Annotated in this window: 18 protein-coding genes; 7 read left to right on the top strand and 11 right to left on the bottom strand. The window is 70.9% G+C overall.

Features of this window, described 5'->3' with window-relative positions; translation table 11 throughout:
* Nucleotides 1–59: 59 nt before the first annotated feature.
* Nucleotides 60–1046 carry a LacI family DNA-binding transcriptional regulator gene (locus ABD161_RS02865; protein WP_344000082.1) on the bottom strand — a complete coding sequence of 329 codons (987 nt, stop codon included), beginning with the start codon at nucleotides 1044–1046 and terminating at the stop codon, nucleotides 60–62.
* 235 nt (nucleotides 1047–1281) lie between these two features.
* On the opposite strand from ABD161_RS02865, the gene ABD161_RS02860 reads away from it, so the two are divergent.
* The 3 genes from ABD161_RS02860 to ABD161_RS02850 all read left to right on the top strand — a co-directional run bounded on the left by ABD161_RS02860 (nucleotide 1282) and on the right by ABD161_RS02850 (nucleotide 5019).
* Nucleotides 1282–2955, top strand: a complete 1674-nt coding sequence (locus ABD161_RS02860; protein WP_343999512.1) for an ABC transporter substrate-binding protein — start codon at nucleotides 1282–1284, stop codon at nucleotides 2953–2955.
* A gap of 103 nt (nucleotides 2956–3058) precedes the next feature.
* Nucleotides 3059–4096: an ABC transporter permease gene (locus ABD161_RS02855; RefSeq protein WP_343999510.1), complete on the top strand. Its 1038-nt coding sequence runs from the start codon at nucleotides 3059–3061 to the stop codon at nucleotides 4094–4096.
* Nucleotides 4093–5019 carry a carbohydrate ABC transporter permease gene (locus ABD161_RS02850; RefSeq protein WP_406916863.1) on the top strand — a complete coding sequence of 309 codons (927 nt, stop codon included), beginning with the start codon at nucleotides 4093–4095 and terminating at the stop codon, nucleotides 5017–5019. The genes ABD161_RS02855 and ABD161_RS02850 overlap by 4 nt, the downstream gene beginning before the upstream one ends.
* Before the next feature lie 15 nt (nucleotides 5020–5034).
* Here ABD161_RS02850 and ABD161_RS02845 read toward each other — a convergent pair whose 3' ends face one another.
* From ABD161_RS02845 to ABD161_RS02810, 8 genes are all read right to left on the bottom strand, one after another.
* A complete protein-coding gene (locus tag ABD161_RS02845; protein WP_343999507.1) occupies nucleotides 5035–5967 on the bottom strand; it encodes a 4-(cytidine 5'-diphospho)-2-C-methyl-D-erythritol kinase in 933 nt (310 codons plus the stop codon).
* Between the two features lie 239 nt (nucleotides 5968–6206).
* Nucleotides 6207–7049, bottom strand: a complete 843-nt coding sequence (gene rsmA, locus ABD161_RS02840; RefSeq protein ID WP_343999505.1) for a 16S rRNA (adenine(1518)-N(6)/adenine(1519)-N(6))-dimethyltransferase RsmA — start codon at nucleotides 7047–7049, stop codon at nucleotides 6207–6209.
* Between the two features lie 21 nt (nucleotides 7050–7070).
* Nucleotides 7071–7958 (bottom strand): TatD family hydrolase, encoded by an 888-nt coding sequence (locus tag ABD161_RS02835; RefSeq protein WP_343999503.1) that lies wholly within the window; start codon nucleotides 7956–7958, stop codon nucleotides 7071–7073.
* A 1-nt stretch (nucleotide 7959) separates the two neighbouring features.
* Nucleotides 7960–9537: a methionine--tRNA ligase gene (gene metG / locus ABD161_RS02830; RefSeq protein WP_343999502.1), complete on the bottom strand. Its 1578-nt coding sequence runs from the start codon at nucleotides 9535–9537 to the stop codon at nucleotides 7960–7962.
* Between the two features lie 52 nt (nucleotides 9538–9589).
* Entirely contained in the window at nucleotides 9590–11116 is a 1527-nt protein-coding gene (locus ABD161_RS02825; protein ID WP_343999501.1) for a gluconokinase, read from the bottom strand.
* A 41-nt stretch (nucleotides 11117–11157) separates the two neighbouring features.
* Nucleotides 11158–12177 (bottom strand): zinc-binding dehydrogenase, encoded by a 1020-nt coding sequence (locus tag ABD161_RS02820; protein WP_343999499.1) that lies wholly within the window; start codon nucleotides 12175–12177, stop codon nucleotides 11158–11160.
* 35 nt (nucleotides 12178–12212) lie between these two features.
* Entirely contained in the window at nucleotides 12213–12986 is a 774-nt protein-coding gene (locus tag ABD161_RS02815; protein WP_343999497.1) for an SDR family oxidoreductase, read from the bottom strand.
* Between the two features lie 4 nt (nucleotides 12987–12990).
* On the bottom strand, nucleotides 12991–14373 hold the full coding sequence (locus ABD161_RS02810; RefSeq protein ID WP_343999495.1) for a GntP family permease: 1383 nt from the start codon (nucleotides 14371–14373) through the stop codon (nucleotides 12991–12993).
* 149 nt (nucleotides 14374–14522) lie between these two features.
* Between ABD161_RS02810 and ABD161_RS02805 the strand changes: the two genes are divergently transcribed.
* The gene (locus ABD161_RS02805; RefSeq protein WP_135112503.1) at nucleotides 14523–15215 is read left to right on the top strand and encodes a FadR/GntR family transcriptional regulator; all 693 of its coding nucleotides are present in this window, start codon (nucleotides 14523–14525) and stop codon (nucleotides 15213–15215) included.
* A 102-nt stretch (nucleotides 15216–15317) separates the two neighbouring features.
* On the opposite strand, the gene rsmI is transcribed toward ABD161_RS02805, so the two are convergent.
* Nucleotides 15318–16136 (bottom strand): 16S rRNA (cytidine(1402)-2'-O)-methyltransferase, encoded by an 819-nt coding sequence (gene rsmI / locus ABD161_RS02800; RefSeq protein WP_343999491.1) that lies wholly within the window; start codon nucleotides 16134–16136, stop codon nucleotides 15318–15320.
* Between the two features lie 85 nt (nucleotides 16137–16221).
* Between rsmI and ABD161_RS02795 the strand changes: the two genes are divergently transcribed.
* On the top strand, nucleotides 16222–17751 hold the full coding sequence (locus ABD161_RS02795; protein ID WP_343999489.1) for a dolichyl-phosphate-mannose--protein mannosyltransferase: 1530 nt from the start codon (nucleotides 16222–16224) through the stop codon (nucleotides 17749–17751).
* A 60-nt stretch (nucleotides 17752–17811) separates the two neighbouring features.
* Here ABD161_RS02795 and ABD161_RS02790 read toward each other — a convergent pair whose 3' ends face one another.
* The gene (locus ABD161_RS02790) at nucleotides 17812–18648 is read right to left on the bottom strand and encodes an aldo/keto reductase (RefSeq protein ID WP_343999487.1); all 837 of its coding nucleotides are present in this window, start codon (nucleotides 18646–18648) and stop codon (nucleotides 17812–17814) included.
* A 199-nt stretch (nucleotides 18649–18847) separates the two neighbouring features.
* Here ABD161_RS02790 and ABD161_RS02785 point away from each other — a divergent pair, with 199 nt between their 5' ends.
* Both ABD161_RS02785 and hrpA read left to right on the top strand, forming a co-directional pair.
* A complete protein-coding gene (locus ABD161_RS02785; RefSeq protein WP_343999485.1) occupies nucleotides 18848–20068 on the top strand; it encodes a glycosyltransferase in 1221 nt (406 codons plus the stop codon).
* A gap of 94 nt (nucleotides 20069–20162) precedes the next feature.
* Nucleotides 20163–24173, top strand: coding sequence for an ATP-dependent RNA helicase HrpA (gene hrpA, locus ABD161_RS02780; RefSeq protein ID WP_425560761.1), 4011 nt, complete (start codon nucleotides 20163–20165; stop codon nucleotides 24171–24173).
* Nucleotides 24174–24250: the final 77 nt, after the last annotated feature.

Genomic DNA, 24250 nt, shown 5'->3' with positions numbered 1-24250 from the left:
GGATCTCCTTCGATCGACGGGAAAGCGTTATCCGCGACACGTTAGCGCAGCTGGCCGGATCAGCGCGTCGAACCGCGCACGACGAGTCGCACGGGCGTGGCGACGTGCTCGGCCGGCGCATCCGGATCGGCCAACCGACGGTGAAGCAGCCGCACCGCCTCGCGCGCGACGGTCTCGTGCCCGGGATCGACCGACGTCAGCCCCGGCGGCACGTACCTCGATACCTGGAGGTCGTCGAAGCCGGACACCCTCACATCGTCCGGCACGCGCAGCCCGGACTCGTGCAGCGCACCGAGGGCCGCGAGTGCGATGACGTCAGTGGCGGCGAAGACCGCGTCGAAGGGCAGGCCCGCCGCGATCACCTTCAGAAGGGTGCGCCGCGCGTCCTCGAAGGAGTAGTCGCCGATGGGGACGACGTACCGCTCGTCGATCGGCAGCCCCGCGTCGCGGTGGGCCTGCTCCCATCCCACACGCCGATCGGAGGTCATGGCATGCGCGTCCCCCGGCGTGCAGCCGAGGGCCAGGATCCGGCGGGAGCCGCGAGCGATCATGTGCGCGGTGGCCTCCTGGGCCCCGGCCTCATTCGCGAGTCGCACGTGGTCGAAGCGATCGGGCACATCGCGCTCACCCAGCAGCACGATCGGCGTGGAGCTGCGGATGCGATCGAGATCCTCGCGATCGAGCCCGACCGAGGACATCAGCACGCCGTCGTACAGCTGCAGTCGCGCGCGGCTGACCGAGGCCATCTCGAGCTCGGCGCTCGCCGTCGTGCGCTCGAGCACGAGGTGACGCCCGCCGGCTTCCACCTCCCGCGCGACGGCGTCGGCGAGCTCGCTGTAGTAGTCGTAGAAGCTCGGCACGATCAGGGCCACGGTGCCCGTGCGTCCGGCACGCAGGTTGCGCGCCGTCAGGTTCACCTCGTATCCGAGCGACTCCACGGCCGCGAGCACTCGCGCACGCGTCGGCGCACCCACCGGACGGCGGTCGTTAAGGACGTTCGACACGGTCATCGTCGACACGCCGGCCTCTCGCGCGACATCCGACATCGTCACCATGGCGATCCCTCCCCCTGCATCATGCCACCGCTCGCCGGTGCGCCGCGCTCCGTCGAGCGCATGGGCAGTGACCTGGACTATATCGATAAAAGTTTCCCTTGACGCAACCGATGACGGCACATAGTTTGACGTTAAAATCCGCACGGGACGAGGGCGAGAGGCATCCGCTCCCCGGCACCGCATGGCTCGGCCGACGACGTCCGGGCACAGTTCTCAAGGGAGAGACATGAAGCGTGAACTGACCGCGCGCCCGGCGCGCCGATTCGCCAGGGCCGCGACCGCACTGGCCGTCGCCGGGACCCTCTTCGCGGTCGCCGGATGCACCGCCGGCGGCTCGAGCGAGGAGCCGGCAGGCAGTGAGAACGACGCGGGCTCGATGAGCGGCTACGGCGTCGACAAGACGTTCACGGCCTCCGAGCCGCTCACCTTCTCGATGCTCTGGACCGACTGGCCGGAGACGCCGATCAAGGACTCATGGGAGGTCTTCGACGAGATCGCCGAACGCACAAACGTCTCGCTCGAGCTGACGAACATCCCGTTCAGCGACGCCCTGGAGAAGCGCAGCCTGCTGATCAGCGCCGGCGACGCGCCCCAGATCATCCCGCTCGTGTACACCGGCGAGGAGAGGCAGTTCGCCGCCACCGGCGCCGTCGTCGCACTCAGCGACTACGAGGACCACATGCCCCACTTCCAGAAGTACGTGGACGAGTGGGACCTGCGCGACATGATCGACAACCTCCGCCAGGCCGACGGCAAGTACTACATGATGCCGGGCCTGCAGGAGGTCTCCGTCCCGACGTTCACCCTCGTCGTCCGCACGGACATCATCGAGGAGGTGGGTGCCGAGGTCCCGGAGACCTGGGACGACCTGCGCACCGTCCTGGAGAAGATCAAGGCGAAATATCCGGACAGCACACCGCTCGCCGACGGCTTCGAGGGTCAGTCGATGCTCAACTACGCCGCCCACGCGTTCGGCACCGTCGCCGGCTGGGGCTTCGGCAACGGCACCTTCTTCAACGAGGAGAAGGGCGAGTTCGAGTACGCCGCGACCAACGAGGGATACAAGGTGATGGTCGAGTACTTCCACGGCCTCGTCGAGGACGGCCTGCTCGACACCGAGTCGTTCACGGCGGCGGTCGAGGGGAGCAGCACCGTGCTGGAGAAGTTCGCCGCCGGGCAGGTCTTCGCCGCCTCGGGCGCGAACGGCACCGTCCAGGAGTTCAACGCGGCCCTCGAGGCGGCCGGCGCCGAGGGCTACGAGGTCGTGCAGATCGCCCCGCCGGGCGGACCCGCCGGGCAGATCGTCGAGCCCCGCAACTTCTGGAACGGCTTCATGCTGACCGCCGAGGCCGAGGAGAGCCCGAACTTCATCGCCCTCCTGCAGTTCCTCGACTGGCTGTACTACAGCCCCGAGGCGCGCGACCTGCTGCGCTGGGGCGTCGAGGGAGAGACGTACACCAAGGGCGCGGACGGAAGCTACCAGCTCAACCCCGAGTACTCGCTCGACGCGTTCAACATCAACCCGGACGCCCCGACCGACATCCAGAAGGACCTCGGCTACTCGAACGACCCGCTGTCGGGTTCGACCGAGTCTCGCGCGCTGAAGGAGTCGTACAACGTGCCCGCGTTCGTCGACTACATCGACTCCGTGCTCACCAACCGCACGCCGCGCGATCCCTTCCCGCCCGCGCCTCTCGACGAGGCCGAGCTCGAGCAGGCGTCGCTGCTGTCGACGCCGCTGAAGGACACCGTCGACACCAACACGCTCAAGTTCATCCTCGGTGAGCGCCCGCTGTCCGAGTGGGACGCGTTCGTGAGCGAGCTGGAGGGCCAGAACCTGCAGGGCTACCTCGACCTGATCAACGGCGCCCACGAGCGCTACGCCGCGGAGAACGGCTGATCGGTCCGCTCCGGGTTCGGCGGGGTGCAAGTGCCCCGCCGAACCCGCCATCCGATCCGTTGCCATCCGATCCGTTGCCATCCGATCCGTTGAAGGTGCAGACATGGAACTGACGCACGCGGCGACGAGCGGCACGACCGCCGTCACCGATCCACCACCGCCCGCGCGTGACGGCGCCGCCGGCCGCCCGCCGCTGGCGCCGTCGCGACGCACCGGAGGGCGCGGGCGCCGGCCCGCGAGGATCCCGTGGCGCAAGACGCTGCGGCACGACGGCGTGCTCTACGCGATGGCGCTCGTGCCGATCATCTATCTGCTCGTCTTCCGGTACGTGCCGATGCTCGGCAACGTCATCGCGTTCCGCCGCTTCCGGCCCGGCGGGAACATCCTCGGCGAGGAGTGGGTCGGGCTTCGCTACGTGCAGATGTTCATCTCGGACGCCACGTTCTGGCACGTCTTCGCGAACACCGCGATCCTCGGGGCCCTGACGCTCGTCGTGTGCTTCCCGCTGCCGATCATCCTGGCGCTCATGCTGAACGAGGTCCGCAAGCGGACGTTCAAGAACATCGTGCAGTCGATCACCTACCTCCCCCACTTCCTGTCGATCGTCATCGTCGCGGGCGTCGTGATGCAGCTGCTGTCGCTGCAGGGAACGGTCAACCAGATCGTGGAGGCGATGGGCGGCGACGCGATCCCGTTCCTGCAGCGCCCCGAGTGGTTCCGGGTGATCTACGTCGGCTCGGAGGTCTGGCAGACCGTGGGCTGGGGGACGATCCTGTACCTCGCTGCCCTGACCACGGTCGACGACTCGCTGTACGAGGCGGCGCGGATCGACGGCGCCGGCCGGTGGCGCCAGACGTGGCACGTCACGCTTCCCGGCATCCGGCCGACGATGATCACCCTGCTGATCCTGAACATCGGGACGTTCCTCAACGTCGGCTTCGAGAAGGTGCTGCTTCTCTACGCGCCGCTCACGTACGAGACGGCCGACGTGATCTCGACGTACCTGTATCGCGTGGGTCTCGTCTCGAACAACCTCAGCTACGCGGCGGCGATCGGCCTCTTCCAGGCGTGCATCGGCCTCGTGATGGTCCTGTCCGCGAACTTCATCTCGCGGCGAGTGGTGGGAGCAAGCCTGTGGTGACCGAAGCGATCGTGACCGGCAAGGCCGTCGGCCCCCGCACCCGAGGCCCCCGCGACTCGACGGGCTACCGCGTGTTCACGTGGTTCAACGTCACGGCGCTGGTGGTCATCTGCCTCCTCACGCTGTACCCGTTCGTCACCCTGATCGCGCAGTCCTTCTCGAGCTCCGGCGCGATCAAGGCCGGGCTCGTCAACGCGCTGCCGGTCGGCTTCAACCTCGACACGTATCACGCGGTCACATCCGACGGCAGGTTCTGGGGCACCTACGGCAACACGGTGCTCTACACGGTCGTGGGAACCGTGCTGGCGATGGCGCTGACGACGACGTTCGCGTATGTGATCTCGCAGCAGCACCTGCGCGGACGCAACGTGCTCATCGGCATCGCGGTGTTCACGATGTTCTTCAACGGCGGGATCATCCCGAACTACGTGCTGATCTCATCCCTCGAGCTGAAGAACACGATGTGGGCCGTCGTGCTTCCGGGCGCGCTCTCGGTGTTCAACCTTCTTGTGATGAAGTCGTTCTTCGAGAACATGCCGCGCGAACTCGAGGAGGCCGCGCGGATCGACGGGCTCGGCTGGTGGGGGATCTTCACGCGCATCGTGATGCCGCTGTCGAAGGCGGTGCTCGCAACCATGACGCTGTTCTACTCGGTGAGCTACTGGAACGACTGGTTCTCGGCGTTCCTCTACCTCGACAAGAGCGAGCTGTTCCCGCTCTCGCTGCATCTCAGGAATCTGATCGCGGGGGCCTCGACCACAACCGCGGAGAGCGCCGCGGCCATCGGCTCGACGAGCGCGGCGATCTCGGCGAACGTCGAGGCCGTGACCATGGTGCTGGCGATCATCCCGATCCTGTGCGTGTACCCGTTCGTGCAGCGTCACTTCGTCTCGGGGGTGATGCTCGGATCCGTGAAGGGATGAGCCCGGCGACCCGATTCAGCCGACGACGCGCGCGCCCGGCACGGGCCCGTGCACGTGCAGCGCGGGGAACCCCGCGGTCTCGAGGTCGGTGAGCAGTTCGAGCGCGTGCTCGGCCGATCCGCACAGGAACGCCAGCGTCGGCCCCGAGCCGGAGACGATGCCCGCCAGCGCGCCGGCGGCCTCGCCGTGCTCGAGCACCGCCGCGAGGTCCGGCCGCAGCCTCAGCGTCGCGACCTGCAGATCGTTGCGGAGCGCGGCGGCGAGCATCGCGGCGTCTCCCGCCCGCAGGGCGTGAAGCACCTCGGGATCGACCGACGGGCGCTGCACGACGGGGCCGATGTCGACTTTGTGGCGCTCGCGGTGCGCGTCGAGCTCGCCGTACACCTTCGGCGTCGACACTCCCTCGTCGCTCGTGACCAGCACCCAGTCGAACCGCCCGCGCGCCAGGGCGGGGTTCAGCACGTCACCGCGACCGGTGCCGACCGCGGTGCCGCCCTTGAGCGCGAAGGGGACGTCGGCGCCGAGCCGCGCGGCGAGCCGGTGGAGCTCCTGGCCCGTCAGGCGCGTGTCCCACAGCGCGTCGCACGCCAGCAGCGCCGCGGCGGCATCCGCCGATCCGCCGCCCATGCCGCCTGCCACCGGCACCTGCTTGTAGACGTCGAGGTGCACGCCGCTCTCGTAGCCCGTCTCCTCGGCGAGCAGCATCGCCGCACGCAGGGCGAGGTTGCGCTCATCGGTGGGAACGCCGTCGAGGTCGACGGTGCCGCTGACGGTCATGCTGAAGCCCTCGGCGGCGGTCGCCACGACGTCCTCGTACAGCGACACCGCCTGGAAGGCCGTGGCGAGCTCGTGGTAGCCGTCGCCCTGCAGCGCGCCCACCTCGAGGTAGACGTTGATCTTCCCCGGCGCGCGCACGCGCACCGACGGGATCTCCTCGGCGAACGTCACTTCGTCTCGCTTCGCTCGCTCAGTACGGCGCACTTCGTCTCGCTTCGCTCGCTCAGTACGGCGCACTTCGTCCGGCGTCGCTCGCTCAGTACGGCGCACTTCGTCCGGCGTCGCTCGCTCAGTACGGCGCACTTCGTCCGGCGTCGCTCGCTCAGTACGGCGCTTGCGTCGAGGTCTCGCGGGGAGTGGCTCACGTTCCCCAGGCTATCCGGGGTTCCGGGACCGGATCCGCTCCGCCGTCACACGACCGCGCGGGCGATCCGGACGAAGTCGTCGATCGAGAGCTCCTCGCCGCGCGCGGTCGGCGCGACGCCGGCGCGCTCGAGCACCTCGGTGGCCCCCGCGGACGTCCCGCCGAGCACGCCGGCGAGGGCCTGCCGCAGCATCTTCCGTCGCTGCTGGAACGCGGCGTCCACGATCCGGAAGGTGAGGAGGCGCTCCTCCTCGGTGCCGCGGGGCTCCGGATCGCGCCGGAAGGCGACCAGCACGCTGTCGACGTTCGGGACCGGCCAGAACACCTGCCGCGAGACGGTGCCGGCGAGCCGCCACGGGCCGTACCAGGCGGCCTTCACGCTCGGCGCGCCGTAGACCTTGCTGCCGGGAGGCGCGGCGAGCCGCTCCCCCACCTCCGCCTGCACCATCACCACGCCGCGCTCGAGCCCCGGGAACGTCTCCATGAAGTGAAGAAGCACGGGCACCGAGACGTTGTACGGAAGGTTCGCCACGAGCACGGACGGATCGCCCGGAAGCTCGGTCACGCGCAGCGCGTCGGCGTCGACCACCGTGAGAGCGTCGTCCGGCACCCCGTGCTGCGCGGCGGTCTCGGGAAGGCGCTCGGCGAGCCGGTGGTCGATCTCGACCGCGGTGACCTTCGCGCCCGTCTCCAGGATCGCGAGGGTCAGCGACCCGAGACCCGGCCCGACCTCGACGACCCGGTCGTCCCGATCGACACCCGCGACCTGCACGATCTTGCGCACCGTGTTGGCGTCGACGACGAAGTTCTGCCCCAGCTTCTTCGTGGGCGTGACGTCGAGCGACGCGGCGAGCGAGCGGATCTCGGTGGCACCGAGCAGAGTGACCATTCGTCTATTGTCGCGGGTCGGTCAGAACTCGCCGTACACCTCGACGGTGTTGGCGGCGAGCTGGGCGCAGAGCTCGTCGACGTCGATGCCGAGTTCCGCCGCCATGAAGCGCACGGTGACCGGCACGAGGTACGGCGCGTTCGGGCGGCCGCGGTGCGGCACCGGCGTGAGGAAGGGCGCATCCGTCTCGACGAGGATGCGCTCTCGCGGCGTCACCGCGAGGGCGTCACGCAGGTTCTGCGCGTTCTTGAACGTGATGTTGCCGGCGAACGAGAGCCAGTAGCCGGCATCGGCCGCCTCGCGCGCCATGTCGGCATCGCCCGAGAAGCAGTGGAACACCGTCTTCTCCGGCGCGCCGACGCGGACGAGCGTGTCGAGCACGTCCCGGTGCGCGTCGCGATCGTGGATCTGCATCGCGATGCCGTGCTTCTTCGCCAGCGCGATGTGCGCCTCGAACGACCGGTGCTGTGCGGGCCGGCCAGACTCGTCCGTGCGGAAGTAGTCGAGCCCGGTCTCGCCGATCGCGCGCACGCGCGGGTGCGCGGCGAGTTCGTCCATCACGGCGATCGCCTCGTCGAGGCGGCCCGCCGCGTCGCACACCGGGGCGTCGTTCGGGTGGATCGCCACCGCCGCGAGCACGCGCGGGTGCGCCTCGGCCGCCGCGACCGCCCAGCGCGACGACTCGATGTCGCCGGATGCCTGCACAACGCCCGCGATCCCCACCTCGAGCGCGCGCTCGAGGTGCGCCGCGAGGTCGAGCGGCTCGTCGCCGTCCGTGATCTCGAGGTGGGCGTGGTTGTCGTACACCGGCACCGCGAGCGGCTCGGGCGCCGCCGGATAGCGGATGTCCTTGCGTCCGTCCTTGGCGCGCTCGCGGACGTAGGTCTCCGGGGTCTCCGGGGAGCTCACGTCAGTCGGCCTGCTCGATGCGAGGGAACAGCGGGGCGAGCGTCTGCGTGACGGCGCCTGCGGGAAGGATGCCCCACGCTCCCGCCTCGCGGATCGGCTGGCCGGCGAGCGCCCCGAGCGCGTCGTCCGCGCCGAGCGCCGTCCAGAGCTTCGCCGTCGACTGCGGCATCACGGGCGACAGCAGCACCGCGAGGGCGCGCAGGCCCTCCGCGCACGTGTACAGGACGGTCGCGAGACGCTCGCGCTGCGCCTCGTCCTTCGCCAGCGCCCACGGCTCGTTGTCGGTGATGTAGCCGTTCAGCTCGTCGACGATCGTCCAGATCGAGCGGATCGCCTCGTCGATCCGGAAGCGCTCGATCGCCTCGTCGGCGCGCGCGGCGGCATCCTGCACGGTCTTCTGGATCGCGAGGTCGACATCCGTGTACGCGCCCGGCTCGGGGACGGCACCGTCGAAGTACTTGCCGATCATCGCGATGGTGCGCGAGGCGAGGTTGCCGAAGCCGTTGGCGAGCTCGGCCTGGTAGCGGGCCGACAGGTCCTCCCACGAGAACGAGCCGTCCTGGCCGAAGGCGATCGCCGAGAGGAAGTAGAACCGGAAGGCATCGCTGCCGAACGTCTCGACGAGGGTCTCGGGCGCGATGCCCGTCGCCTTCGACTTCGACATCTTCTCGCCGCCGACAAGCAGCCAGCCGTGCGCGAAGACGCCCTTGGGGACATCCAGACCCGCGGCCATGAGCATCGCGGGCCAGATCACCGCGTGGAAGCGCAGGATGTCCTTGCCGACGACGTGGTAGCCGGGCCAGCGGCGCGCGAAGGTGTCCTCGTCGGCGCCGTAGCCGACACCCGTGGCGTAGTTCAGCAGCGCATCGATCCACACGTACAGGACGTGCGAGGTGTCCCATGGGATCGGGATTCCCCAGTCGAACGCCGAGCGCGAGATCGACAGGTCCTTGAGGCCCTGCTGCACGAAGGCGACGACCTCGTTGCGTGCAGACTCGGGCTGCACGAACTCGGGCTGATCGCGGTACAGCGCGAGCAGGCGATCCTGGAACTCGCTGAGCTTGAAGAAGTAGTTCTTCTCGTGCAGCAGCTCGAGCGGCTTCGAGTGGATGACGCAGACCTTGAGGCCCTCGAACGGGCCGGTGCCGTCGACGATCTCGCTCTCGGGCTTGAACTCCTCGCAGCCGACGCAGTACAGCGCCTCGTACTCGCCCGCGTAGACGTAGCCGCGGTCGTAGATCGACTGCCAGAACTTCTGCGTCCGGGTCTCGTGGCGCTCCTGCGTGGTGCGGATGAAGTCGTCGTTGGCGACATCCAGGGTCTTCAGCAGCGGGAACCACGCCTCGGTCACGAGCTTGTCGACCCACTCCTGCGGGGTCACGCCGTTCGCCGCCGCGGCGCGCATCATCTTCTGGCCGTGCTCGTCGGTGCCGGTGAGCATCCACGCGTCGTCGCCCGCCTGGCGGTGCCAGCGCGCGAGGGTGTCCACCGCCACCGTCGTGTACCCGTGGCCGATGTGGGGAACATCGCTCGGGTAGTAGATCGGCGTGGTGATGTAGAACGAACGGCCGGAAGTCACCCGTTCATCCTAGTTTGGGCGTGACGTCGCGTTACGCGCGGGCGCTGTGAGCTCAGCGGTCCAGCGGCAGCGACGGGGCGAGCTCGCGCAGGCGCAGGTTCGCGGGCTGCAGCGCGCCGTACAGCTGGTCGAACACCGGCAGCAGGGTCGCGTACACGGCGGAGTCGGCCGGGCGCGGGGCGATCCGATGGGCGACCGGGACGATGTCGGCCGCGACGTCGATCGACTCGATCAGTCCCAGCGCCTCCATGCCGAGCAGGGCGGCGCCGAAGCCCGACCCCTCCTGCTCGTCGAGCAGCCCGATCGGCATCGCGAAGGCGTCGGCGATCACCTGCTGCCAGAGCGGATGCTTCATCACCCCGCCGGTGGCGCGGATCTCGTTGATCTCCAGCCCCGCGGCGCGCATCGACTGCAGCACGAGCGACAGCTGCAGCGCGACGCCCTCGACCGCGGCACGGACGAGGTGCTCGCGGCGATGCGCGCGCGTGAGGCCAACGTAGGCGCCGCGGGCGGTGCTCCCCCAGTGCGGCGCGCGCTCGCTCAGCAGGTACGGAAGCATCAGCAGCCCGCCCGCGCCGGCGGGGACGGTCGTGGCCGCGTCGAGCAGGTCGGACGCCGAGCCCGCCTCGTCGTCGCCCGCGATCTCGGCGCGCACCCAGTCGAGCACCACGCCGCCGTTGTTTATGGCGCCGCCGATGACCCAGCGGTCCTCGGTCAGCGCGTAGCAGAACACCCCGCCGCGGGGATCGACCGCGGGCTTGTCGACGCCCACGCGCAGGGCGCCGCTGGTGCCGATCGAGCACGCCGCGACGCCCGGGCGCACGGCCCCGACGCCGAGGTTGGCGAGCGGGCCGTCGCCCGCGCCGACGACGACGGGCGTCGACAGCGGAAGGCCGGTCGCGGCGCCCGCCTCCTCCGTCAGCCCGTCGAGCACGGTGGTCGTGGCGACGAGCTCGGGAAGCTGCTCCTGACGGATCCCGGCGAGGCCGAGCGCCTCCTCGTCCCACGCGAGGCGGTGGATGTCCATCAGCCCCGACGCCGAGGCGAGCGAGTGGTCGACGACGAGCGCGCCGCACAGGTGCAGCAGCACCCAGTCCTTGATCCCGACCCAGAAGGCGGCGTTCTGCCGGATCCGGGGCTCCTGCTCGCGGAACCAGATCAGCTTCGTCAGGGGCGACATCGGGTGGATCGGGGTTCCCGTCCGGCGGTGAAGCGCGAGGCCGCCGGCGGAGGCCCGCACGCGCGCCGCCTGGTCGGCGGCCCGGGTGTCGGCCCACGTCACCACCGGGGTGAGGGGACGCAGCTCGTCGTCGAGGGCGAGCAGGCTGTGCATCGCCGACGAGAACGACAGCCCCGCGATCCGCTCGACGCCGATCTCGGCGACCACCGCGCGAAGGCCCTCGTACACGGCGCCGAGGATCAGGTCGGGATCCTGCACCGCGTGCCCCGGGTGCGGCTCCTCAAGCGGGTAGCCGTGCGAGGCGGACGCGAGCTGACGGCCATCCGGCGTGTACGCGACCGTCTTCGTCGCGGTGGTGCCCATGTCGACGCCGATGACCACATCGCGTGCTGTCGTCATCTCGCGCACACCTTCCCGTCCGGCCTCAGCGCCATCGTGCCTCATGCGGCATCGCCTGTCATCGCGACGACGACCTTGCCCGAGCGGCGGGAGTCGCGCGCGAGCGCGAACGCCTCCTCCGCCCGGTCGACGGGCAGCACGTGCGTGACGACCTGCTCGATCTCGGGCCGGCGGTCGAGCAGGACGACCGCCTCGTCGATCTCCTCGCGGAAGCGGAACGTGCCGCGCAGGTCGACCTCCTTGGAGATGAAGGGCGCGAGGTTCACCGGGCGCGGCGCGTCGGGCACCATCCCGACCTGCACGACGACGCCGCGGCGGCGGACGGCGGCACCCGCCGCGCCGATCGCGACGGCGACGCCCGAGCACTCGAGCACGACGTCGAACGCCGAGGGCGGCAGCTCGTCCTCGCCGATGCGCACGACGGCATCCGCGCCCAGCGCGGTCGCGCGCTCGAGCGGCTCGGGAAGCACGTCGCTCACCGTCACGTGGGATGCGCCCCGCGCCTGCGCGGCGACCAGGGCCAGCAGGCCGATCGGGCCCGCACCCGAGACGAGCACGCGCGCGCCGGACAGGTCGCCCGCGCGATTGGCGGCGTGCAGCGCGACCGCGAGCGGCTCGGCGAGCACGGCGCGCCGCACGGGCAGCGACGCCGGCAGCGGGCGCACCATGTCGGCGCGCACCACGAGGTACTCCGACATCGCGCCCTGCGTGTGCGGCCACGTCGACGCGCTGCCGAGGTACGAGCCGCCGGGCCACAGGTGAGGCTCGTCCTCGATCCCGCGCTCGGGCGTCCCGAATCGCGCCGGGTGCACGGTGACGGGGGTGCCCGCCTCGAGCGCCCCGCTCGGGTCGAGGTCGACCCGGCCCGCGAGCTCGTGGCCGGGCGTCAGCGGCTCGCGCACCTCGTACTCGCCGTTGGCTCCCTCGAAGAAGTAGTGGAGGTCGGATCCGCACACGCCGACCACGTCGACGCGCAGCCGCACCTCGCCCTCGCCGGGCTCGGGCATCGGCGCCTCACGCACCGCCATCGTCTCCTTGGCGTCGATGTACACCGCGCGCATCGCGGTCCCCTTCCTGCTCATGCGGATGACCGCGCTCAGACGACCGCGGTCATCCCGCCGTCGACGAAGATGTTCTGCCCCGAGACGAAACCCGACGCGTCGGAGGCGAGGTAGAGCAGAGTCCCCCACAGCTCGCGGAAGTCACCCCAGCGCTGCGCCGGTGTGCGGTTCACGAGCCAGGAGGTGAACTGCTCGTCCTCCACCAGCGCGCGGTTCATCTCGGTGGCGAAGTAGCCGGGCGAGAGGGCGTTGACCTGCACGCCGAAGCGCGCGAGATCCGCCGCCATGCCCTGCGTCAGGAGCGCCACGCCGCCCTTGCTCGCCGAGTACGGGGCGATGGTCTGTCGCGCGAGCTTCGACTGCACCGAGGCGATGTTGATCACCTTGCCCGAGCCGCGCTCGGCCATGCCGGGCGTCACGAACCGCGACACGTAGAACACGCTCGACAGGTTGCTCGCGATCACGGCGTCCCAGTCGTCGACCGGGAACTCGGTGAACGGCGCCCGCCGCTGCACGCCCGCGTTGTTGACGAGGATGTCCGGCACGCCGTGCTCGGCGATCAGCGCGCCGACCGCCGTCTCGACGGCCGACGCGTCGGTCACGTCGAAGCGCACGGCGGCCGGTCGCGTGCCGGTCGACCGCTCGATCGCGTCCCCGGCCGCGGCGAGCGCCTGCGCGTCGCGGCCGTGGAGCACAACCCTCGCGCCCGCCTCCGCGAGCGCGAGGGCGAGCGACAGGCCGAGCCCGCGCGACGATCCGGTGACGAGAGCGAGACGCCCCGAGACGTCGAAGAGATCGGTGCCCGTCATGCGCTCAGAAGATCAGGTAGATCGCGAGCACGAGGACGAACGCGACGACCGACTCGATCGCCTGCTGGACCGTCCACGTCTTGAGCGTGGTCTTCACATCCATGTCCATCAGGCGCCCGACGAGCCAGAAGCCCGAGTCGTTCACGTGGCTCGCGAACACGGATCCGGCCGCGGCCGCGAGCGTGATCGCCGCGGTGTCGATGACGCTGAAGCCCGCCGACGTGACGGCCGGAGCGAGCAGGCCCGCGGTGGTGACGAGCGCCACGGTCGCCGAGCCCTGCGCCACGCGCAGCACGACCGCGATGACGTAGGCGGCGAAGATGAGCGGCATCCCCCAGGAGTCGAGCGTCTCGGACAGCGCGTCGCCGATTCCCGACGCGCGCAGCACGCCGCCGAACATGCCGCCGGCGCCCGTGATCAGGATCACGGAGGCCACCGTGCCGAGCGTTCCCTCGACGAGCTTCTCGAGCGCGGATCCGTTCTCGCCGCGGAACTTGCCGAGCACGAGCAGCGCGACGAGAGCCGTGATGAGCAGCGCGACCGGCGACGTGCCGATGAGCATAAGCGCCTGCACCCAGGTCTCGTCACGGTCGACGATGCGGGCGGAGCCGAGGGCGTTCAGGCCCGTGTTGAGGAAGATCAGCAGCAGCGGCAGCACCAGGATCGCGACCACCGTGCCGAACTTCGGCGGGTTCGTGGGCTGGTCGTCGTCCTTCACGCCGAACAGCGCGGGCACGATCATCGGGTAGCGCTTGTTGACGAACTTCGCCCACAGGTAGCCCGAGACGTACCAGACGGGGAACGCGAGCACGAGGCCGAGCAGCAGCACGACGCCGAGGTCCGCCTCGAAGAACTCGGAGGCCGAGACGGGGCCGGGGTGCGGGGGAAGCAGCACGTGCATCACCGAGAACGCCGCGGCGCCGCTGAAGCCGTACAGCAGCAGGTTCTTGCCGCCGATGCGGCGCGCGACCGCGAAGATGATCGGCAGCATCACGATCAGGCCCGCGTCGAAGAAGATCGGGAAGCCGAGGATCAGCGACGTCAGACCGAGCGCGAACGCCGCCCGCTTCTCGCCGAAGACCGACACCATCTTCTCGGCGACGACCTTCGCGCCGCCGCTGGACTCGATGAGGCGCCCGAGGATCGCGCCGAGGCCGATCAGCAGGGCGACCGAGCCGAGCGTCGAGCCGAAGCCCGCGACGAGCACGTCGTTGACGAGCACGCCCATCGGCAGGCCGGTCGCGATCGCCGTGAGCAGCGAGACGACGATCAGCACCAGGAACGCGTGCAGGCGCACCTTGATGACCAGGAACAGGATCAGCGCGACGGCCGCCGCGGCGATGCCGAGCAGCGGGCCCGCGCCGAGCGTCTGGGTCCAATCTTCCATGGGGGTTTCTCCGTTGAAATCGGGGATGCCGCGGCGGCGCGCGCATCCGAGGAAGGCCTCGTCCGAACGTGATCGGTGCGGACGTGCGACAAAGGTACTACTTTTCCGCTCGGTAAGGTATCACCATTCAGACCTCGCAAAGGAGCGTGATGGCCGGCGGAACTCACCGCGACGTGCTCGGGGAGCTCGGGCGACGCATCGCCACGGGCATGATCCGTCCGGGCTCCGTCCTCACGCTCGCCGGGATCGAGCAGGATCTCGGCGCGTCACGCACCGTCGTGCGCGAGGCGGTGCGCGTGCTCGAGAGCATCGGGATGGTCGAGTCGCGGCGCCGGGTCGGCATCACGGTGCGACCGCGCGAGCACTGGGACGCCTTCGATCCGCAGCTGATCCAGTGGAACCTCGACGGCCCCTTCCGGCAGCAGCAGCTCGAGGCGCTCGCCGAGCTGCGCGTCGCGACCGAGCCGATGGCGGCGCGTCTCGCGGCCCGCCGCGCGACGCCGACCCAGCGCGCCGAGCTGCGGCGCCTCGCCGAGCGCCTCGTCGAGCTCGGCGAGCGCGGCGAGGGCGCATCCGACCCGTATCTGGAGGCCGACGTCGCGTTCCACGCGCTGCTGCTGGCGGCATCCGGGAACCCGCTGCTCGCCGTGCTCGAACGACCCGTGCACGCGGTGCTCGAGGGGCGCACCCGGCTGGGGCTGACCCCCGCGGTGCCCGCCGAGGGGACGCTCGAGGAGCACATGCGCGTCGCGCTCGCCGTCGCCGAGGGCGACGCGGACGCCGCCGAGCGCCACTCCCGCGCGCATATGCACACCGTGTGGGATGAGATGTCCTCGGACTGAGGTTCCCGCTTGTCCGGGGCGCCGGGTTCGCCGGAGATGCCGTGTTCTCCGGATCGCATCGCGCCCGCGGATCCGGAGAAGGCGATATCTCCGGAGAACCCGTCAGGCGCGGGCGGCGAGCGCGGCCTGGTAGAGGTCGCGCGAGGAGTGTCCCGTGTGCGCCGCGACCTCGGCGGCCGCGTCCTTGAGCCGCGTGCCGGAGGCGACCATCGCCTGCACCTGTGCAAGGGCGTCCTCGGGCGAGACGTCGCCCGCGACCGCGCCGGCGACGACGATCACCAGCTCGCCGCGCACTCCCTCCTCGGCCCACGCGGTCAGCTCGGCGAGGGTGCCCCGCGCGACCTCCTCGTGAAGCTTCGTGAGCTCACGGCACACCGCCGCGCGGCGATCCTGCCCGAACGCCGACGCCATGTCGCCGAGGGTCTGCGCCACGCGGGTCGGCGCCTCGAAGAACACCATCGTGCGCGGCTCGGCGGCGAGCGCCGTCAGGGCGCGGCGCCGCTCCCCCGGCTTGCGCGCGACGAACCCCTCGAACGTGAAGCGGTCGGTCGGCAGACCCGCGACGGCGAGCGCGGTCAGCACGGCGCTCGGACCCGGGATCGCCGTGACCGTCACGCCGGCCTCCGCCGCGGCCGAGACGAGGCCGTATCCCGGATCGCTCACGGTCGGCATCCCCGCATCCGTCAGGACGACGAGATCCTGCTCCCTGGCCAGCTCGACGAGCTCGGCGGCCTTCTGTCGCTCGTTGTGGTCGTGCATCGCGATCAGCCGCGGCCGGTTCGCGATGCCGAGCCCGGCGAACAGCCGCTGCGCGGTGCGCGTGTCCTCGGCCGCCACGACCGGCGCCTCCTCGAGCACCTCGATGAGCCGGCGGGACGCATCCCCGAGGTTGCCGATGGGCGTCGCGGCGAGGATGATCACCGCTTCAGGGTAGTCCGGCGTCCCTGCGCGACGCCCTGGGGCCGCCTCGCGGGAGCGGGCCCGGCCGCGCCCTAGGCTGTTGCGGGTGAGGATCGCGCCCCGCACCGCCGGCTGGCTGACGCCGCTCGCGCTGACGGTCGTCGCGGCGGCCCTCCGCTTCATCGGGCTCTCCCACCCGCACGAGCTGGTGTTCGACGAGACCTACTACGTCAAGGACGCCTGGACGCTGCTTCACCTCGGCTACGAGGGCACGTGGCCGGACGACGCGAACGCGCTCTTCACCGGCGGCGACACCGCCGCCTTCCTGACCGACCCGTCATACGTCGTCCATCCGCCGCTCGGCAAGTGGCTCATCGCCGTCGGCATGCTGCTGTTCGGCGCGGAGAGCGGGTTCGGATGGCGGTTCTCCGCCGCTGTCGCCGGCACCCTGCTCGTCCCCCTCGTGTACGCGATCGCGCGACGCCTCTCCGGCTCGGTCGTGATCGGCGCGGTCGCGGGCGGTCTGCTGGCCGTCGACGGCCTGGCGATCTCGCTCAGCCGCGTGAGCCTCCTCGACGGGTTCCTCGCGTTCTTCGTGACGCTCGCCTTCTGGTTCCTGATCCTCGACCGCGAACGGATGACGAGGCGCCTGGAGGCCTGGCAGGCGGATCCGCACCCCGGCTACACCGGCCCCGTGGTGTGGGATCGCCCGTGGGTGCTCGCCGCGGGCGCGGCGCTCGGCGCCGCGACGGCCGTGAAGTGGTCGGGGCTCTACGTGCTCGCCGGCGTCGGCCTGTTCCTCGTCGTCTCCGACGCGCTGATGCGCAGGCGCGCGGGAGTGAAGGAGTGGTACGCCGCCGCGCTCGTGCGCCAGGGGCCCGTCGCGTTCCTGCAGCTGGTGCCGGTCGCGGCGGTCGTCTACGTGGTGTCGTGGACGGGCTGGCTCGTCACGACCGGCGGCTACGACCGCGGATCGGATCCCAACCCGCTCATCGCGCTGTGGAACTACCACCAGTCGATGTACGGCTTCCACGTCGGCCTGAGCGCGAGCCATCCGTACGCGAGCCCCGCCTGGCAGTGGCCGCTGCTGCTGCGCCCCACGGCGATGTGGCTCGCGCGGCCCGAGGCCGGCACCGCCCAGTGCGCCTGGAGCGACGACTGCATCGGCGTGATCGGCAGCCATCCGAACCCGATCACCTGGTACGGCGCGTGGGTCGCGGTCATCCTGCTCGTTGCGCTGCTCGTCCGGCGCCGCGCGGGGGCATCCGCGTTCGGGTTCGCCCTCGTGCTGACGGGACTCGCGGTCACGTACGTGCCGTGGCTGCTCTACCCCGCGCGCACGATCTTCCAGTTCTACACGGTGGCGATGCTGCCGTTCCTGGTCATCGCTCTCGCGCTGGCGCTCGGCCGGCTGACGCTGCAGCGGGATCCGGTGACGCTGCCCGACCCGAGCCCTGCCGAGCTCGCCTACGCCCGGCGCGCCGCCGCCCGCGAGACGCGCGCGTGGCGCGTGTTCGCGATCTCGTTCGTGGCGATCGCGGTGCTCGCCGGCGTCTACTTCCTGCCGCTGTCCACCGGCTTCCTCACCCCGTACGGGTTCTGGCTGATGCACATGTGGCTGCCCGGCTGGATCTGACTCAGGACGTGAGTCGCGGGGCGCGCGTGAGGAGAGACCCCACGCGCGCCCCCGCCAGGGTCAGTTGACCTCGTTCGGGTGCCCGCCCACGCGGCCCGAGCCGTCGAGCGGGTCGAGCGCGTCGATCGCGGCGACCTCGGCGTCGGTGAGCTCGAAGTCGAACACGTCGAAGTTCTCGGCCATGCGCTCGGGGCGCACCGACTTCGGGAACACGATGAAGCCCCGCTCGAGGTGCCAGCGGATCACGACCTGCGCGGGCGTCTTGCCGTGCGCGGCCGCCGCGTCGGCGACGGCCTTCTCGCCGAAGAGGTCGTACTTGCCCTGGCCGAGCGGACCCCACGACTCGATGAACATCCCGTGGTCGGCGGCCCACTGCGTGATCTCGCGCTGCTGGTACGCGGGGTGCAGCTCGATCTGGTTCACCGCCGGGGTCACGCCGGTGTCGCCGACGATGCGCTCGAGGTGCTCGACGAGGTGGTTCGACACGCCGATGCTCTTCGCGAGCCCCGCGTCGCGGATCTCGATGAGCTTCTGCCACGCGTTCAGGTAGTTGTCGTTCGCGGGCGCGGGCCAGTGTGTGAGGTAGAGGTCGACGTGGTCGAGGCCGAGCTTCTCCAGGCTCTCGGAGATCGCCGCCTTCGGCTCATCGCCGGCCTGGCGGTCGTTCCACAGCTTGGTCGTGATGAAGAGCTCGTCGCGCGGGATGCCGCTCTTCGCGATCGCGGCGCCCACGCCCTCCTCGTTGCGGTAGATCGCCGCGGTGTCGATGTGGCGGTAGCCGGCCTCAAGGGCCTCACTGACGGCCTTCTCGGCCTCGGCCGGCGGCACGAGGAAGACGCCGAAGCCGAGCTGCGGGATCTCGAAACCGGAATTGAGCGTGATGGTGGGTACGGTCATGCCTTCGACCCTAGGAGCGGGAGGGGGTCTGTGGCTCGGGATTCCGGGATCGAGGTGGCGGCGATAGGATCCGGCAACGCTTCCGACGGTCCCGTTCGGAGGGCGTCCTCTCGTCTGTCCACAGCTCGTCACACACCGGAAGCATCGGTGAAGTATCGTGCACCGCCAGACCGCATTCACACGTCGCTGAAGGGGCTGCATGTCGATTCGGGTTCTGAGCCTCTACGAGGGGTTCTTCGCAGGCGGCGCACGCATCCTGCACACCAACGTCGTCCGCGCGCTCCACGCGTCGGGTCAGCGTCATTCGGTGCTGAGCATCGCGAGCTCGGCGAAGCGCGAGGGGACCATCCAGAGGATGGAATCCGACGCCCGGTACCAGACGCTCACGGCGAGCGGCGTGCCTGTCCGCACCCTGGGACGGACGGCCGGCGCGAGCGCCCCCTCCCCCGAGTCGTACACCGACGAGGAGCTCGCGATCGCGGCGGCGGCGGTGGCCGACGTCGACGTCATCCTGTCGCTGAAGGAGCAGCCGGTCGGCCTGCTGCGCGCCCTGCGCGACCGCGGGCTGATGCCGGACGTGCCCGTGATCGTCTGCCTTCACCGCTCGGATCCCCGGCACTCCGGCGCGGCCCTCGACCACCTCGTCGACGCCGCCCGCGACGGGCTCGTCACCGACGTCGTCTCGTGCGCCGCGTCCACCGAGACGGCCTACCGGCGCGCCGGCGTTCATCCCGAGCGCAGCGTCGTCATCCCGAACGGGATCGACCTCGATGTCTTCCGTCCCGGCACGCAGGACGAGATCTCGGACACCAAGCGGAAGCTGGGGATCCCGGACGATGCCCCGGTGGTCGTGTACGCGGCGCGCTTCGATCCGATGAAGGACCCCTCGCTCTTCCTGCGTGCGGTCGCCGAGCACGAGCGCGAGGACGAGCGCACACACTACGTGATGTGCGGCGCCGGGATGACACGCGAGAACGCGGCGTTCGCCGAGCTGCTCGAGGAGAGCGGCGTCGCCGGCACGCACCGCGTGCACGCGCTCGGCATCCGCGACGACATGCCCGCGCTCTACCGGATCGCCGACATCGTGGCGCTCACCAGCTCGTTCGGCGAGGCCTCGCCGCTGTGCCTTCTCGAGGGGATGGCGAGCGGGGCCGTCCCCGTGACGACCGACGTCGGGGACGCCGCGGTCGAGGTCGACGGCGTCGGGCGCGTCACGACGCACCTCCCGGCGGATGTCGCCGGGCACTGGCGGGATGTCATCGACGAGCCCGTCCCCCACCGCGACGGCATCGACGCGCTGCGAGACCGGATCGGCGCGCACCGGATGATCGACGACTACCGCGACGCGATCGCCACCGCATACGCCGCGCGCATGACGCCGGCCCGCGCGGGGGCCGGCGCCGACGCCCCGCGGCGCTGACCGGAACGACACACCCCCGGCGCCCGACCAGGCGCCCGCGGCCCGCCCTGGCGCGCCGCGCTGAGGCGCGCCCGGCGACATAGACTGGAGGGCTATGCCCGAGCCCCGCATCTCCTACCCGCCCGAGCTGCCCGTCAGCGGTGCGCGGGACGAGATCGCGCGCGCCATCCGGGATCACCAGGTCGTGATCGTCGCGGGCGCGACCGGATCCGGGAAGACCACCCAGCTGCCGAAGATCGCGCTCGAGCTCGGCCGCGAGCGCATCGCGCACACGCAGCCGCGCCGCCTCGCCGCCCGCACGATCGCCGAGCGCGTCGCCGAGGAGCTCGACGTGCCGCTCGGCGGGCTCGTCGGCTACAAGGTGCGCTTCACCGACAAGGTCTCCGACGCGACCCGGATCGCGCTGATGACCGACGGCATCCTGCTCAACGAGATCCACCGCGATCGGACGCTGTCGCGCTACGACACGATCATCGTCGACGAGGCGCACGAGCGCTCCCTCAACGTCGACTTCCTGCTCGGCTACCTCAAGCAGCTGCTCCCCCAGCGTCCCGACCTCAAGGTGATCATCACCTCGGCGACAATCGACCCGCAGTCGTTCGCGAAGCACTTCGCCGCGCAGGACGGCACCCCGGCGCCGATCATCGAGGTGTCGGGGCGCACGTTCCCGGTCGAGATCCGGTACCGGCCGCTGGTGTCCGACGTCGCGGCGGAGGACGCACCGGCGGAGCCCGAGACGGTCGCCTACGACGCCGAGGACGAGGTGTCCGCGATCGTCGCGGCGCTGCGCGAACTCGATCGGGAGGCGCCGGGCGACGTGCTCGTGTTCCTGCCGGGAGAGGCGGAGATCCGCGACGCGGCGGATGCGGTGCGCGGCGCGTTCCGGGATCAGCGCGCGCCCACCGAGGTGCTGCCGCTGTACGGCCGGCTGAGCGCGGCCGAGCAGCACCGTGTGTTCGAGCGCTCGACGCTGGCGGGCGTGAAGCGCCGCGTGGTGCTCGCGACGAACGTCGCCGAGACGTCCCTGACCGTTCCCGGCATCAAGTACGTCATCGACACCGGCACTGCCCGCATCTCGCGCTACAGCAACCGCGCGAAGGTCCAGCGACTGCCGATCGAGGCGATCTCGCAGGCCTCCGCTCAGCAGCGCTCGGGTCGCGCCGGTCGCACGAGCGCCGGCATCGCGATCCGCCTCTATGGCGAGGACGACTTCGCCCGACGTCCCGAGTTCACCGAGCCGGAGATCCTGCGCACCTCGCTCGCATCGGTGATCCTGCAGGCGCTCGCCCTCGACTTCGGCGACATCCAGCGCTTCCCGTTCCTCACGCCGCCGGATTCGCGCGGCGTCAAGGCGGCGACCGACCTGCTCATCGAGCTCGGCGCGGTTGTGCTGACGCGCGACGGCGCGCCTCGCCTGACCCGCATCGGCCGCGACATCGCGAGCCTGCCGATCGACCCGCGCTTCGCGCGCATGCTGATCGAGGCGCACCGCAACGGCACCGTGGCCGAGGTGCTCGCCATCGTGTCGGGCCTGTCGATCCAGGATGTGCGCGAGCGACCGGAGGACCAGAGGGAGCAGGCGGATCAGGCGCACGCGCGATTCGCGGACCCGACGAGCGACTTCCTGACGCTGCTGAACCTCTGGAACCACCTGCAGGAGAAGCAGCGCGAGCTCGGGTCGAGCGCGTTCCGGCGCCTGTGCCGCGCGGAGTTCCTGAACTACGTGCGCGTGCGCGAGTGGTTCGACGTCCACCGCCAACTCCGCGGATTGGCCTCGGGCCTCGGTGGCGGCAAGCGCGGTGCCCGCACGGACTCCCCTCGTTCGTTGAGCGAGCGCGCCAGCGCGAGTCGAAACGGCGCAACATCACCGGATGCTCGACCCGCAGGCGGTCAGGACCGTTTCGACTCGCTGCGCTCGCTCAACGAACAGGGTGATGGGGGCGCCAGGGGCGATCTCATCCACCAGGCCCTCCTCGCGGGCCTGCTGTCGCAGATCGGCATCCTCGACGAGCGCGAGAAGGCGAAGGATGCCCGCGGCCCCCGCGGCGCCGAGTACCGGGGCGCCCGCGGCATCCGGTTCTCGATGTTCCCGGGGTCCGTGCTGCGCAAGCGGCGGCCGAAGGCGGTGATGGCGGCCGAGCTGGTGGAGACCTCGCGGCTGTTCGCGCGCACGGCGGCGCAGATCGATCCGGCGTGGGCCGAGTCGCTCGCGGGCGACCTCGCCAAGCGCCAGGTCTCCGAGCCGCACTGGTCGAAGGACGCCGGTGCCGCGGTCGCGTACGAGAAGGTGACGCTGTACGGCGTCGAGATCGTCCCGCGTCGGCGCATCCAGTTCGCCCGCGTGGATCGCGCGGCGGCCCGCGAGCTGTTCGTGCGGCACGCGCTCGTCGAGGGCGAGTGGGATCCGTCCCGCCTCCCGCAGAACGTGACCGCCTTCCTGCGGCAGAACCACGAGCTGCGGCGCCGACTCGAGAAGCTCGAGGAGCGGGAGCGGCGCCGCGACATCCTGGCGGGCGACGAGGCGGTCTTCGCGTTCTACGACGCGCGCATCCCCGCCGAGGTGTTCGACGTCCGCTCGTTCGAGACGTGGTGGCGTGACGCGCTGTCGCGCACGCCCAAGCTGCTGACGATGCGCGAGGCCGACCTGGTCGAGGGTCAGGCGACCTCCGATGCGCGTGAGTTCCCGACGCGCTGGACGCAGGGCGATCAGACGCTGAACCTTGCGTACCGGTTCGAGCCGGGAGCGCCGGATGACGGCGTCACGGTGGTCGTGCCGCTCGCCCTGCTCGCCTCGCTGGAGCCGGTCGGGTTCGACTGGCAGGTGCCGGGGATGCGGTCCGAGCTCGTCACCGCGCTGCTGCGGGCGCTGCCGAAGGCGATCCGCCGTCACGTCGTTCCCGCCGCCGATTGGGCCGAGAAGCTGTCCGCCGAGCTGGAGGGACAGGGGCCGGAGGACCACGCCGGTCGCCCGCCGCAGTCGCTGCGCGAGGCGCTCGCGAAGCGCATCCAGCGCGTGGCGAACCAGCCGGTGACGGCCGCCGACTTCGAGCTCGAGCGCGTGCCGGGGCATCTCACGATGTCGTTCCGCGCGGTGGACGAGCGCGGCCGCGCCCTCGGGGCGGATCGCGACCTGCGCACCCTGCAGGATCGCCTCGCCGGCCGCGCACGGCAGAGCGTCGCGCGGTCGCTCGATCGCGAGGCGCGTCGCACCGGTCCCGCGGAGGTCGCGGGCGCGCGTCCGGTGCTGGAGCGCACGGGGCTGACGGACTGGGACCTCGGCGATCTGCCCGAGGTCGTCGACACCAAGGTGGCGGGCGGCGTCGTGCGCGGGTACCCCGCCCTCGTGGACGAAGGGTCAACCGTCGCGCTGCGCGTGGAGGCCACGCCCGAGCGGGCAGCGGCCGACACGCGCCGCGGCGTGCGCCGGCTCCTCCTGCTGCAGGTGCCGTCGCCCGTGTCGTACGTGCAGGAGCATCTCACCGCGAACGAGAAGCTCGCTCTGGCGGCCTCGCCGTATCCGTCGGCGAAGGCGCTGATCGAGGACTGCCGCGCCGCGGTCGCCGACGCGGTGCTCGACCGATCGGGCTCGCTCCCCCGCACGCGCGCCGCATTCGACGCCCTGAAGCAGGAGGTGACCCGCGGATCCGTCGACGACGTGTTCGCGTGCGTCTCGCTCGTCGCGCGCATCCTCACCGCCGCGCGCGAGGTCGAGCGCGGGCTGAAGAAGTCGAACTCGATGGCGCTGCTCGGACCGCTCGGCGACATCCGCGGCCAGCTCGCGGGGCTCATCCATCCCGGGTTCGTCTCGGCCACCGGCCTCGCTCGGCTTCAGCACCTGCCGCGCTACCTGGAGGGCATCCGGCTGCGCCTCGAGGCGCTTCCCGACAATCCCGGCCGCGACCGCGCCTGGATGACCGAGCTCGAGCGCGCGACGGCCGCGTACGCGGAGGCGGGCGGCACGATCCCCCTCCCGCAGGATGCCCCCGAGCACCTCGTGCGCGCCCGCTGGCTGCTGGAGGAGCTGCGCGTGGGCCTGTTCGCCCAGCGCCTCGGCACGGCCGAGCAGGTCTCGGTCCAGCGCCTGCAGAAGGCCCTGCGCCCCTAGGGCATGTCTGACAATTGCCGGGTCCAGGCGATGACGGCGTTGAGGATGACAGCGGCCCGGTAGGTGATCGCGAGTTT

This window comes from Microbacterium paludicola (assembly GCF_039529675.1).
Taxonomy (GTDB): domain Bacteria; phylum Actinomycetota; class Actinomycetes; order Actinomycetales; family Microbacteriaceae; genus Microbacterium; species Microbacterium paludicola.
The sequence above is the reverse complement of the archived record's forward strand: the minus strand, read 5'-3'. Positions and strand labels throughout refer to the sequence as shown.

What these genes read in the sequence shown, in the direction of transcription:
- ABD161_RS02805 (WP_135112503.1), top strand. Translation starts at nt 14,523, where the DNA reads ATGGCCGGCGGAACTCACCGCGACGTGCTCGGGGAGCTCGGGCGACGC.
- ABD161_RS02865 (WP_344000082.1), bottom strand. Translation starts at nt 1,046, where the DNA reads ATGTCGGATGTCGCGCGAGAGGCCGGCGTGTCGACGATGACCGTGTCG.
- ABD161_RS02815 (WP_343999497.1), bottom strand. Translation starts at nt 12,986, where the DNA reads ATGACGGGCACCGATCTCTTCGACGTCTCGGGGCGTCTCGCTCTCGTC.
- ABD161_RS02810 (WP_343999495.1), bottom strand. Translation starts at nt 14,373, where the DNA reads ATGGAAGATTGGACCCAGACGCTCGGCGCGGGCCCGCTGCTCGGCATC.
- ABD161_RS02790 (WP_343999487.1), bottom strand. Translation starts at nt 18,648, where the DNA reads ATGACCGTACCCACCATCACGCTCAATTCCGGTTTCGAGATCCCGCAG.
- ABD161_RS02825 (WP_343999501.1), bottom strand. Translation starts at nt 11,116, where the DNA reads ATGACGACAGCACGCGATGTGGTCATCGGCGTCGACATGGGCACCACC.
- ABD161_RS02820 (WP_343999499.1), bottom strand. Translation starts at nt 12,177, where the DNA reads ATGCGCGCGGTGTACATCGACGCCAAGGAGACGATGGCGGTGCGTGAG.
- ABD161_RS02785 (WP_343999485.1), top strand. Translation starts at nt 18,848, where the DNA reads ATGTCGATTCGGGTTCTGAGCCTCTACGAGGGGTTCTTCGCAGGCGGC.
- rsmA (WP_343999505.1), bottom strand. Translation starts at nt 7,049, where the DNA reads ATGGTCACTCTGCTCGGTGCCACCGAGATCCGCTCGCTCGCCGCGTCG.
- ABD161_RS02855 (WP_343999510.1), top strand. Translation starts at nt 3,059, where the DNA reads ATGGAACTGACGCACGCGGCGACGAGCGGCACGACCGCCGTCACCGAT.
- ABD161_RS02860 (WP_343999512.1), top strand. Translation starts at nt 1,282, where the DNA reads ATGAAGCGTGAACTGACCGCGCGCCCGGCGCGCCGATTCGCCAGGGCC.
- hrpA (WP_425560761.1), top strand. Translation starts at nt 20,163, where the DNA reads ATGCCCGAGCCCCGCATCTCCTACCCGCCCGAGCTGCCCGTCAGCGGT.